Below are 12007 nucleotides of genomic sequence, written 5' to 3'. Positions count from 1 at the left end.
CAGCGATGGCCCTTTGGGCACGGCCCAACTTTTCAGCGCGCCATCGAGTTCCAGGCGAAAGTCGTAGTGCAGGTGCGAGGCGTCATGCTTCTGAATGCAGTACTTCAACGCATGGTGCGACGCATGGTTCTTTGCCGCTTTTTTGCCCGAGCGTTTGACGGCGGCAGGTTCCGAGGTTGCCGAGAAATCGCGCATGCGGTTGTAATCGTCCAGGTTCTTGTTCATGGCTCACCTACCGCTCGTTGCGGGACCGGGCTGGCGCAAGGTTGTTCGCCGGTTTCTATCAGCAGTTGATCGACAGCTCGCACCAACGCCTCGGGCATCGAGCGTCCTTCGCGCAATGCCTGTTCCACCGCGTACCGTTGCCGATCCGCGCTGGTGCCTTCGATCAGCATGCGTCGGGCCTGTTTGAAGACGTCTTGCACGCCCAGTTGCTGCGCGGTTTCGGCAAATGTCACTTGCGCCAGCGCCAGCCATTGCTCGACCGAGATTGTCGGTTCGTGGTCCTGGCCAATGAAGGTGCCGTGAATGCCGTAACGCTTGGCGCGCCAGCGATTTTCCTTGAGGATCCAGTAAGCCGCGCGGGTGAAGTTCGCCCCAGGCAGCGGCTGCGCGATGGCGTCAGCGACCATCAGGCGAAACAGCGAAGCGATGCACAGCGCGTCATCCAGCCGTGGGCAGGCGTCGGTGATGCGCAGCTCCAGCGTGGGAAACCTCGCGGCCGGGCGCACGCTCCACCAACACTCGCTGGGCTGCCGGATTGAGCCGGTCCGGGTCATCAACGCGACGTAGTCATCGAACGCATCCTGATCCTCGAAAAACTCCGGAATGCCCATACGCGGCCACTCGTCGCAGGCGACCTGGCGATAGCTCATGAAACCGCTATCCGCCCCCTCCCAAAACGGTGACGAGGTGCTCAGCGCCAACAACAACGGCACCCATGGCAAGACTTCGTTCATGACCCGAATACGATCCAGATGACCGGGCACTTCGACGTGCACGTGCAGCCCGGACAACACGCTACGCCGGGCCACTCGCTGGTAGTCGTCGAACAGCTGATGGAAATGCGCCTGGTCGGTGGGTTGCTGAATCCGCCAATCCGCCAAGGGGTGACTGCCGGCGCTGAGCAGGCCCAGGCCGAACGGCTCCAGCGCACGTCTAAGGGCACTGCGGGTGGCGGCCAGGTAATCGGCGGCGTCCGGTAAGCTGCTGAAAACCGGAGAGGCGACTTCAATCTGCCCCTGGAACATCTCATAGGCGAACGACTGGCCCAGCGTCGCCCTGCACGCCTCGATCGCTTGGGCCGAAGGCTGCCCCGGCATACGCCGGGTGACGAGATCGGTGAGGAAGTATTCTTCTTCAATGCCGAAGTTCAGGCGCCTGCTCATCAACGTTTTCCCCAATGCCTGGGCCGAGACGCGTCACGGTCAGCGCGACGACGGCAATCCGTTCCACCCGCTGATAACCGGGAGTCAACAACTCTTCACCGAACACATCGGGATCGAGTTCGCGATACGTCCAGCCGAACCCCGGGGCCTCCAGACGCGGAGCGAGGGCCTCCAGAAACGGGTCGCGGCCATCGACCATCGCCGCGCCGGTGTACAGCAGCAACGAGCCGCCGGGTGCCAGCCGACGGAGTGCCTGCTCGACAATCCGCAGTGACAGCTCCGCGCCCAACGCGCCACCGCCATGCCGGTAGGCACGCTCGGCCGGGTCGGCCATATAGGGTGGATTGGCGACGATCAGGTCAAAGTATCCGTCGACGCCCTGCAGCACATCGCTGGCCTCAACGCTGACGTTGGCCACTTCGGCGAGCGCGGCGTTGATGGCCGTCATGCGCAGCGCCGCCGGATTGATGTCCAGCGCCAACACCTCGGCTTCGCGACGGGCGCGGGCAATCAGAATGGCACCGACACCGGCGCCGCAGCCGATGTCCACGGCGCGCCTGATGGGGGCGAAATTCTGGTGCAGATGGGCGTGAATCAGTTGGGCGAACCGATAAGTGTCGGGCCCGAAGAACACCGAATCGGCGGCCTCCGTCGGAAAGGCCGAATGCACGAACAGCAAGTCGTCGAGGCTGGACCAGCGCACCCGACTTTTCAGCCGCCCGTTGCGCTCTTCCAGCACCTGCGCCTGTTGCAACTGGCGTTGTTCATCCGCCGACAATAGCCCTGGCTCAAACGGCCGCGACCAGCCAAAAACATCGCGCAAAGTCTCGGCCCGTCGGCCTGCGGCGCGGGTATTGACCCGCTGATGGGTCAGCGGCGTCGGCGTGATGAATCGATAACCGTCAGCCTGCAAGCGCCGTCCCAGTTGCACCAGCGCCAGGTCAGTGGCAGACAGCTGTTCTTCCAGACTCATAAACCGCTCCCGTTGATAAAGGTGTTCTAGAGAAGACTGGATTTGAGTTCGATAAACCGGCGCGTCGCCAACAGACCGGCAGGATGGGCATGCCGATGGGGCGAGAGCCACGGCATCAACACCGACATCTGCTCGTGCCCGCTCAGACCGTTCAGCGCGGTTTGCAGGCGCTGGATATCCGGATCGCTGTCGGGCACCGGCGTCTGCGCCGTTACGCTACTGCCGCGCCGTACCGCAGCGACTGGATGCTTCGGCTTCCAGTCGCCGGCAATCCAGTCATGCAGCAACTGTTTTTCGTAGGGGCTGAATACACCGAACATCGCCGCGCCAGCGCCGTCGATCAATTGCCAGAAACGACTGGCCTGCGGGTCTTGGTGGCGCTTGATCCAGCCCTTGCTTTCCAGGGCCGCCAGCAATCCTGGCAACTGCTCTGGTGAAGACAGCCATTGATTGACGGTCTTGCCTTCAAAGCGGCTGTAATCGGAATGCATGTGCTGGCCGAACGGGCGTTTGCGTTCAAGCATGCTCAGTACTTCACTGTCGAGGTCGAACGACTCGATGATCGCCCGGCTACCCTGCCCAAGGTCGTTTAGCCGATACCCCAGCGCCACCCGACGCATAAAGTCATCGCGATCACCTTCCACCGGCAGCAATTGCAGCACCGATTGCACCGCTTTGTGGGCATGTCCGGTGCTGGCATTGTCGATGGTCACGTGGAGCGTGAAGTAAAGGGGATCGATGCCCAGTTCGCTGAGTTCATAAGCGCTGATCAACAAGTGCAGCGGCAGCAGTTCATAGCCGAGGTTGTAGCCGATCACTTCCGGCAAGCAGTCGTCGGCGCAATAGCCGAGCGCCAGTTGAATCGCGCCTTGCAGGTAGCGCTCATCGGCAATCGCCGCGGTGTCTTGCAGACCATGCTCGGCCAGCAGCTTGCGGTAGATCACCACGTGATTCTGCGCCGGATTGCCCTCGCCCAACTCTTCCAGATAGGTGCGCAACAGACCGTCGAAGCGCGGGTCGCGCCAGTGCCGCAACAGGCCATAAAGCCAGGCGCCATCCACCCGTTTGGTCGGGGCAACCGCCTGCAGGAAAAACAGCGCATGGGCCTTGTTGCTGAAGAACTGTCGCGCCCCGCCCGCCTTGCGCTGCTGAAGGTAATCGGCGTATTGCCGGGCCACGTCGACGCTGTGCTGTTCGACCCAGTTTTGCAGGGTCGAGAGGTCTCGTGGCATCTGTTCAGGCAGGTGCGCCGCTTGCTGCAATTGTTCCTGCAGGAAGCGTTGGGCGAGCGCGTGTTTTTGCGCGTCATCGTCGCTCAGTAGCAACTGTTCATAGAGCGCCTTTACGCCGCCAGCGGCAGTCATCGCGTGTTCGTGGGCAGGCGGGGATTGAAGTCGTGTCAGGGCAGTCATGGAATAATTTTCTCGCTCTGAGGCCAGTGGCAGGACGCTGGATCAGCACGTCTCTATCAGCAGAGCGGCGGTGCCTGAAAAAAATTCCATTGGCGTTGAAATTGGCCGGACAGACGGGCCCGCGCCGCAGCACTTGCTCGTGGCGCAGTGAATATACTCAGCGGAGGGGGATTCATGCCTCGGAGAGCAAATCATGCGAACGGTTCACGTCATCGAAGCCGGGAAAACGCCCACGCCGGTCAAAGTTGTCGGGGAGACAATCACCATTCTTGCCGGCGGCGATCTGACTAAACCCTTTGAAGTGCACATCCAGGAAGGTGTGCAGGGTGGCGGGCCACCGCTGCACTTTCACCCTTGGGACGAGGCGTTTTATGTCATTGACGGGCAGGTTGAAGTGACCGTCGAAGGCCAATCCACCACCGTTTCGACCGGCGGCTACGTGCACATCCCCGCCGGGTCGATCCATGCCTACAAGAACATCAGCCCCGCCGCGAAAATCATCGGCGTGGTTTCCGACCCACGCGGCGGTCAGTTCTTTGCGGCGTTGGATCAGCTCAGAGTGCCCGAAGACCTGCCTCGGATACTGGAGATATCTGAAGGCTTCGGCGTTACGTTTCTGCTACCGAAATCACCAGAACACGCGTAGGCGCTGCCGAAGCCTGCGATATTTTGATCTTTGGCATGTTCAAAACCGCTGAAAATCAAAAGATCGCAGGCTTCGCCAGCTCCTACAGGGGAAATGTTCAGGCAGCGCCGCCCTTGGCCTGCTGCTCCAGATGTACCTGCAACTCTGGATCGATCTTCAACGCAGCGGCCAATTCATCCAGATAATTGCGTTCGGCGTCCTGCTGATCGTCCACCAACATCACGCTGGCCAGGTACATCTCGGCGGCCATGCCCGGATCCTGGGCGGACTGCGCCACATCGGCGGCATCCAGCGGCCGGGCGACTTCGTCATCGAGCCATTGCTGCAGTTGCGGATCGTCGGTGTGACGGCCGATTTCGGTGCTGATCATGTGTTTCTCGGCATCATCGATGCGGCCATCGGCCTTGGCGGCGGCGATCAAGGCACGAAGGATGGCGTGGCTGTGGTCTTCGACTTCCGGGCCCGACAACAAGTCAACGGTGCGCGGCGCCTGTTGTGGTGCCGAGGCCTGGCTGCGCTGCCAGGCCTGATACGCCTGGAACGCCATCATCCCCAATGAAGCCAACGCTGCGTAATTGGTGCCGCCCGAGCGCGTTTGCGTCGAACCGCCCATGGGTGAACCGCCGCCCAGCAGACCACCAAGCAAACCACCCAAGCCTCCGCCGCCCGCACCGGCACCCGCGCCGCGCCCTAACAGACCACCAAGCAACCCGCCAAGATCGCCCAAACCTCCTTGAGCTGACGCCGCACCACCCCTTTGTTGCGACTGCGAGCCTTGGCTAGCCCGCAGTAATTGCTCAAGCAAATCGCTGGTGTTCATGACGACGTCCTCATCAATGGGCAGAAACTCAGTCAGGCAACGATAGTCCTCGCCAGACATTCCGCCAACTCCGTCTGCCTGACGTCATGTGTGCTGCCCTTGCCCTTCACACTCCTGACAGAAACTGACACCGCTTCCTTTTATGCTGCGCCCACCTTGAAAGGAGCACCTCGATGATTACTCCCCGTTATATTTTGCTTTTCGTGGAAAACCCCGCCGTCAGTGCGCGGTTCTATGAGTTTCTGCTGGAGCGCAAGCCCGTGGAAGAGTCGCCGACCTTCGCGCTATTTGTCCTGGAGGGCGGCTACAAACTGGGGCTCTGGTCACGGCATACCGCCGAACCGGCAGCGCAAGCGACGGGCGGCGGGACCGAGCTGGCGTTCCCGGTGGAGTCCGCCGAGCAGGTCGATGCACTGTTTGCCGATTGGAGCGCGCTCGGGTTGACCATGGTGCAAGCGCCGACAGAGCTGGACTTCGGTCGCACTTTCGTCGCGCTTGACCCGGACAACCACCGGCTGCGCGTGTTCCACCCCTCGCTGAGCTGACGCCCGTCTCTACATCGGTCAGGCGCAGGCGTACAGCGCTTTAATTCTTGCCCCGGATATTTCCGGGGTATTTTTTTGTGCGGCGGCTAAGATTCAAGGGTGGTGAACCTTATTCCCGAAAATCCGTCGATACCTGCAACCCGACCCGGTTTGCCGACGCCCTCAACAGGGGGGTGATCATTGGCTTGCTTCACTTTCTGGAGAACGCCCCCGTGATATCCGCCGTACACATTGCCAGGCTCAAAGCATGGGGCGCCCATGGTTTTACCGCCACTGGCGTGGTCACCGCCTTCCTCGCGACCCTCGCCTTGCTGGAGAACCAACCAACCAATTGCCTGCTGTGGCTGGGCGTGGCGCTGATCGTCGACGGGCTGGACGGCGCGCTGGCGCGCAAGGTGAATGTGCAATCGGTGCTGCCGAGTTTCGACGGATCGATCCTTGATCTGGTGATCGACTACCTGACCTATGTATTCATTCCAGCACTATTCATCTATCGCTATATCCCGTTGCCGGACTACACCCTGCTGCTGACCGTGTCGCTGATTCTGGTCTCGTCGCTGTTTTGCTTCTGCAACGTCAACATGAAGAGCAAAGACAACTACTTCCAGGGCTTCCCCGCCGCCTGGAACGTAGTTGCACTGTGTCTGTACATCATCGACCCGTCCCCATGGATCACCTTGCTCACCGTCATCGGCCTGGCGCTGCTGACCGTGACCCGCATGAAATTCCTGCACCCGTTCCGCGTGCGCCGGTTCATGCCGATCAACATTGCCGTGACGGCCATCTGGCTGCTGTGCAGCTTGTCGCTGGTGGTCAACCACCCGGTCATCAATCCGCTGGTGATGGGCTTGTGGCTGCTGATGTCGGCGTACTTCCTGGGGATCTGCTTCTGGCGCACGGCGCTGGAGTGGTTCGACGGCTCGCGGCTCAAATAGGCACTGCGATCATGCCCATCCACATCGTCCAACTCGGCTCCCCCCGCACCGCGAATGAAGGCCTGCGCCTGGGCACGGTACGCCGCCCGCCTCGGGGCGTACCAAAGGCCGAATTTGCCAGCCGGGATTTTTACGATGTGTGGCAACCGCTGCTGTCCCCCAGCCCCGAATTGGTGGCCGAAGCCAAAGTGGCTGAAGACGCCAAAGCCTGGGGAGCCTTCAAGCGCAAATTCAAGGCCGAGATGAACCATCCCGCGCCCAGTCAGCTGCTCGATCTACTGGCCGCCCTCTCCCATCAAACGTCGCTGGCGGTGGGGTGTTATTGCGAGGAAGAGGCACACTGCCACCGTTCCGTATTACGGGAATTGCTGGAGGCCCGGGGCGCGAAAGTTGTCTAGATAAAATGAACAGCACAAATCCCCTGTAGGAGCGAGGCTTGCCCGCGAAGAGGCCAGCCCATTCAGCATCAATGTTGACTGACACACCGCCATCGCGAGCAGGCTCGCTCCCACATTAGAACTCCGGCGTGACACCCATCGCATGAACGCCGCGGATCCCTTGTGGGAGCGAGGCTGCTCGCGATAGCGGTTTCCCTCAGTGATTCACAGGCGTGGACCAATAGACTTTCCATATCGATATCCGGAGCGACGACAAACATTGTGCTCGGCTTGCGGGTTTGGTTGCTTCTTTGGGAGTGGGGATGGATTGGGGTAATGATCGAGCGCCCGGTCAGCTACCAACCTCAACCAAAAGCCTTGTCAGCCACACAATTTCGGACGATTCTGATTAGCCATCACGGAAGACATGCTTAGGCATATCAGGAGAATGACCATGCCAGTGCGATTCAGGAAATCCATCAAGCTTGCTCCAGGAATCCGCATGAATCTGAGTGGCTCAGGAGTGGGATGGACACTTGGCCCACGGGGTTCCTCCATTGGAATCAGTAAAAGAGGTACACGCTTAAACAGTAGTTTCATGGGGTTTTCTTCCAGTCAAAAACTCACTGGACCCAAAAAGTCATCCAGACCTGCAATCGATTCCAAGTCCCAAACCCTGATCTCTCTGACGTGCGAAGTGGACGACGAGGGAAATTTGTCTTTTCGTGATGCCAATGGTAATGAGCTCCCTGAACACGTCATTGACGCGGCGAAAAAGCAAAATCGGGAAGTCATCCTTTCCTTCATTCAACGCAAATGCGATGACATCAATAACGGCATCGAACTGCTCAGTAACATTCACCTCGATACCCCTAATTGTTTTTCCCGTCCGACCTTTACCCCTATGGCTTTCGACGAACCAGAGCCAACACAGCGAAGCCCTAAAAAACCATCACTGTGGGATCGACTGTTCAAAAAGCGGATGCAGCGGATTACGGACCAGAATGCCCATCTTCATGCCGCTTTTCAGGTCGAACTATATGATTGGCAGCAGCGCAAGGATCTTTTTTACCAGCAGGCAGAAATCCGTAAGCAAATCATAGAGAAAGGAATCTATAACAACACGGCAGACATGGAAGTATGGCTTGAGGACGTTCTGCAAGGCATTACCTGGCCTCGTGAAACCTTGGCTTCATTCGAGATTACTGAGTCAGGGGATAGCGTTCTGTTTGATGTGGATTTTCCGGAACTGGAGCACATGCCGGGGAACACAGCTACTGTGCCGGTCAGAGGCCTGAAGCTTGCACTTAAACCGATGTCCCCAACAGCAATTCAGAAGCTCTACATGGCACACATCCACGGTGTGGCATTCAGAATCATCGGTGAGACCCTCGCCGCCCTGCCCTTGGCTAACACAGTAGTTTTGTCGGGTTACTCGCAACGACCGAACAAAGCCACAGGAAGGGTGGGTGATGAATATCTATTGTCGGTACGCGTAACAAGGAGCGAATGGATGAAAATTGCTTTTGATCAATTGGCTCATATTGATGTAGTAGCGTCACTAGAACAATTTGAGCTACGTCGTCAGATGTCCAAGACTGGAATTTTTAAAGCCATCACACCATTCCTTAGTTGAACATCAACTCAGAACCATACAACCTCCATCACCCCTCTCGCAAAAAATGACTAGCCCTACATCTACGCCAAGTGTCAGGGCAAATGGAGAAAGAATGTTCGAGCTAGAAAAAACATCAATTTTCTTTGAACACCTCGCACTCAAAGAGCCACTACTAGTACAAAATATGGAGATAATGTTTGAAAATCAAACGCAATTAAACACCTCTTACCACAACCCAAAACAATTCATTTTAAATCTAAACAACCTACTACGAAGCACTTTATTCTTTGTTGAAACATCGATAAAAAACACTTCCTCACCACTAAAAACCACCGTAAATGAATTCAGAAAAAACCATTCTAAAGAGTACGAGATCCTCAAGCACCTTAGAAACGTAAGTGTACACCAAACACTAATCTTCCCTGAAGAATCCCTAGTGAGTGGATTATACAGAGTAAAATCAGATACTGAATATTTGCTCAAGCTTGGATTTGGCGACCATAGCAAGCCAGGAAAGTATTCTTGGGATCTAGCGCTAAAAAACACTCAAGATATATTTCACGACCTTTTGACATTTCATAGCATTACATTTATGGACTTGGAGCACTCCGCATTATGGGAGTGCTTAGGAGTAACTAGAAAATGGTTCTTCAAAGTTAAATTCAACAACCAAACCACAAAATTCGACGAGGTGATTGACATATATGAATTAGCGTGCAACTTCACCGCAAAACTTTTAGACAGTGTCTGCATCGCATATGCGCAGGAAATGAAAATTCAGTGCACGCATAAATTTCATCAACCGCTAAAAGAGCACAACTTTGTAAATACCATTCTGGAAATAGACTTATACCCTTCTCTCTTCACCGAGTGGTGGGAAGAGGATACACCTCCGCTAAATTTTGGAACCTTGGTCGAACGCAACGAAGGTGACAAGCATCTATACTTAGACAACTGGCACAAACAAGCATATGAAAATCTATGCAACACACCAATGGCTTACAAGACACTACTAATTAAATATTCCAACGCATCACCAGACGCTTGCTTTAACAAAGAGAACAGAAAAGAATTCACCTCTTTTATCATACTGAATCACTGGCACTTCAAAAACTCCTTTAACGCGAGCCTTATGGATTCACCGCTAGATGCAACTGAGATCATGGCGATTCAAAGACTTGGAAAAATATTCATTAATGAAAACTCAAAAGGCAAACTTTGCACGATAAATTCATCATTCAACACCCTTAAGAAACACTTACTTGAGGTCTCTGAGAAAATAAAGTGACTTAACACTTGCAAAACCTCATTGCGAACAATCTATTGCTGACTAATTACAACCCAGGGAGAGACATCCAAAGTTGAACACTCAGATTCGAATCGCAACCCCCGAGGATGCGCCAGCCATAAGCCAGGTCATCGTTCAGTCGCTGCGTCAGTCCAATGCCCAGGATTACCCGGCCTACGTAATTGCTCAGGTGGAGAAAAGCTTTTCAACCAAGGCCATCCTCTCCTTACTCGCCCAGCGTCAGGTCTTTGTCGCAACCATCGATCATCGAGTAGTCGCCACCGCCAGCCTTGATCGCGACGTTGTGCGTAGCGTATTCGTCGACCCACAGCATCAAGGTAACGGTATCGGCAGGCAACTGATGGCTACGATTCGAACAGTCGCCATCGATGAGAAAATCAGAATATTGCGTGTCCCCTCCTCCATCACCGCAGAAGGCTTTTACTTCAAATTGGGCTTTCGAAAGATTCGCGATGAATTCCACGGTGCGGAGCGCACGATCGTCATGGAGCAGGCCATTAGTTGTTCGTAGGGCCGCTTCTATTCCGGTGGGCATTGGCTTGCGGTGGGTCAGATCATCTTCATCTAGTGGAAGGTCGCCACCGCGAGCAGGCTCGCTCCACATCAGAACGCAGATCCCCTGTGGGAGCGGGCTTGCCCGCGAAGAGGCCAGTCCGTTAAACATCCATGTTGACTGATACACCGCCATCGCGGGCAAGCCCGCTCCCACATTAGAACGTCGGCGTAACACCCATCGCATGCACACCTCAGAACCATTGTGGGAGCGAGCCTGCTCGCGATAGCGATCACCCCATCCCGCTGATGCGCTTGCGGACGAGCGATTGATCATGGTCAATACTTAGAGGATTGAATGGCTATCGAATGACCACACGTCGGGCGCACAGGCGCTCTCCCATCGCAGCCCCAGGGGGACCGTCGTCTGCTCGTTTACCCACGGGAGGTTTGTCATGTCTGGTCAAGCACGTTTCATGCTGGTCGCCTCGCCCCTGATGGAACACAGCCCCGCCTTCGACCGTGCCGCGGCGCTGGCCAAGGCCGAGGATGCGGCCTTGCACATCGTGGCTTTCGACTATCTGGAGGGTCTGGCGACCGCCGGCTTGGTCAACGAAAAGGCCCTGGAACAGATGCGTCTGGGGTACGTCGAGCGCCACCGCCAGTGGCTTGAGGAACAGGCCCGCCCCCTGCGCAAGATCGGTGTGCATGTCACCACAGAGGTGACTTGGGTCGAACATCCGCTGGAAGAAATCCTGACTCACCTCAAAGAGCAGCCGATGGACGTGCTGATCAAGGCGCTGGAACATCAATCACGGCTGTCGCGGCTGGTGTTTACTCCCATCGACGTGCATTTGCTGCGCGAATGCCCGGTGCCGCTGCACTTCGTCAGCCATGCCATTCATGCGTTGCCGCGCAAGATCGTTGCGGCGGTCGATCCGTTCCATCGTGATGATCATTACAAAAGCTTCAATGACCGGATTCTGCACGAAGCGTCAAAACTGGCGAGCGCCTGCAATGCCGAGCTCGACGTGGTCTACGCCTATGACCTTTCGTCGATCAGCTCGGACGAGTTCAGCTTCGAGAACGGTTCGGCATTTTTCGCTTCGGACAAGGCCAAGACCCTGTTCGACTTCCAGGAGGATGCCTTCAATGAGTTGGCCGCGCGCAACGGCATCGCGCCGGAGCAACGGCACATGATCATGGGCAGCCCCACCAAAGTGCTGACCCGCTACGCCGATACCTATGACGTCGACGTGATTGTCATGGGCCGGGTCGGCCATCGCGGCATGGGCCGGTTGATCGGCAGCACGGTGGAGCATCTGCTGTACAAAATGCCGTGCAGTGTGTGGGTGGTGTACACCGAGCGGCTGGATGAGTGATCGGGCTGGTCAGATAGTCTGCACCTACCCCTGTGGGAGCGGGCTTGCTCGCGAAGAGGACCTTACATTCAACAGCGATGTTGACTGAATGTCCGCCTTCGCGAGCAAGC

At 56.7% G+C, this 12007-nt stretch carries 13 protein-coding genes; 8 read left to right on the top strand and 5 right to left on the bottom strand.

Annotated features, from left to right (window positions below):
* From IC37_RS19315 to IC37_RS19300, 4 genes are all read right to left on the bottom strand, one after another.
* Positions 1-225, bottom strand: a 225-nt coding sequence (locus IC37_RS19315; protein ID WP_143519224.1) for a DNA polymerase ligase N-terminal domain-containing protein, incomplete at its 3' end; no start/stop codon positions are given.
* Positions 222-1388, bottom strand: a complete 1167-nt coding sequence (locus tag IC37_RS19310; protein WP_030128986.1) for a carboxylate-amine ligase — start codon at positions 1386-1388, stop codon at positions 222-224. The genes IC37_RS19310 and IC37_RS19315, both read right to left, overlap by 4 nt.
* Positions 1360-2361, bottom strand: coding sequence for a class I SAM-dependent methyltransferase (locus tag IC37_RS19305; RefSeq protein WP_030128987.1), 1002 nt, complete (start codon positions 2359-2361; stop codon positions 1360-1362). The genes IC37_RS19310 and IC37_RS19305 overlap by 29 nt, the downstream gene beginning before the upstream one ends.
* Before the next feature lie 26 nt (positions 2362-2387).
* Complete coding sequence (locus IC37_RS19300) at positions 2388-3773, bottom strand: iron-containing redox enzyme family protein (RefSeq protein ID WP_030128988.1); 1386 nt, start codon at positions 3771-3773, stop codon at positions 2388-2390.
* Between the two features lie 193 nt (positions 3774-3966).
* On the opposite strand from IC37_RS19300, the gene IC37_RS19295 reads away from it, so the two are divergent.
* On the top strand, positions 3967-4419 hold the full coding sequence (locus IC37_RS19295; RefSeq protein WP_030128989.1) for a cupin domain-containing protein: 453 nt from the start codon (positions 3967-3969) through the stop codon (positions 4417-4419).
* A gap of 97 nt (positions 4420-4516) precedes the next feature.
* Here IC37_RS19295 and IC37_RS19290 read toward each other — a convergent pair whose 3' ends face one another.
* Positions 4517-5299 (bottom strand): tellurite resistance TerB family protein, encoded by a 783-nt coding sequence (locus IC37_RS19290; protein WP_030128990.1) that lies wholly within the window; start codon positions 5297-5299, stop codon positions 4517-4519.
* Positions 5300-5412: 113 nt separating this feature from the next.
* Between IC37_RS19290 and IC37_RS19285 the strand changes: the two genes are divergently transcribed.
* From IC37_RS19285 to IC37_RS19255, 7 genes are all read left to right on the top strand, one after another.
* A complete protein-coding gene (locus IC37_RS19285) occupies positions 5413-5784 on the top strand; it encodes a VOC family protein (protein ID WP_030128991.1) in 372 nt (123 codons plus the stop codon).
* A gap of 212 nt (positions 5785-5996) precedes the next feature.
* On the top strand, positions 5997-6719 hold the full coding sequence (gene pcsA / locus IC37_RS19280; RefSeq protein WP_030128992.1) for a phosphatidylcholine synthase: 723 nt from the start codon (positions 5997-5999) through the stop codon (positions 6717-6719).
* Positions 6720-6730: 11 nt separating this feature from the next.
* Positions 6731-7117, top strand: a complete 387-nt coding sequence (locus IC37_RS19275) for a DUF488 domain-containing protein (protein ID WP_030128993.1) — start codon at positions 6731-6733, stop codon at positions 7115-7117.
* A 433-nt stretch (positions 7118-7550) separates the two neighbouring features.
* Positions 7551-8732 (top strand): DUF4236 domain-containing protein, encoded by a 1182-nt coding sequence (locus IC37_RS19270; RefSeq protein WP_158225666.1) that lies wholly within the window; start codon positions 7551-7553, stop codon positions 8730-8732.
* A gap of 94 nt (positions 8733-8826) precedes the next feature.
* On the top strand, positions 8827-10002 hold the full coding sequence (locus tag IC37_RS19265) for a hypothetical protein (RefSeq protein WP_030128995.1): 1176 nt from the start codon (positions 8827-8829) through the stop codon (positions 10000-10002).
* Positions 10003-10075: 73 nt separating this feature from the next.
* A complete protein-coding gene (locus IC37_RS19260; RefSeq protein ID WP_030128996.1) occupies positions 10076-10534 on the top strand; it encodes a GNAT family N-acetyltransferase in 459 nt (152 codons plus the stop codon).
* 436 nt (positions 10535-10970) lie between these two features.
* Positions 10971-11897, top strand: a complete 927-nt coding sequence (locus IC37_RS19255; RefSeq protein ID WP_030128997.1) for a universal stress protein — start codon at positions 10971-10973, stop codon at positions 11895-11897.
* Positions 11898-12007: the final 110 nt, after the last annotated feature.

Origin of the sequence: Pseudomonas sp. QTF5, from assembly GCF_000512695.2 — a bacterium.
In the GTDB taxonomy this organism is placed as follows: Bacteria; Pseudomonadota; Gammaproteobacteria; order Pseudomonadales; family Pseudomonadaceae; genus Aquipseudomonas.
Note: the sequence above shows the minus strand (reverse complement) of the source record. Positions and strands in the feature narration are given on the sequence as shown.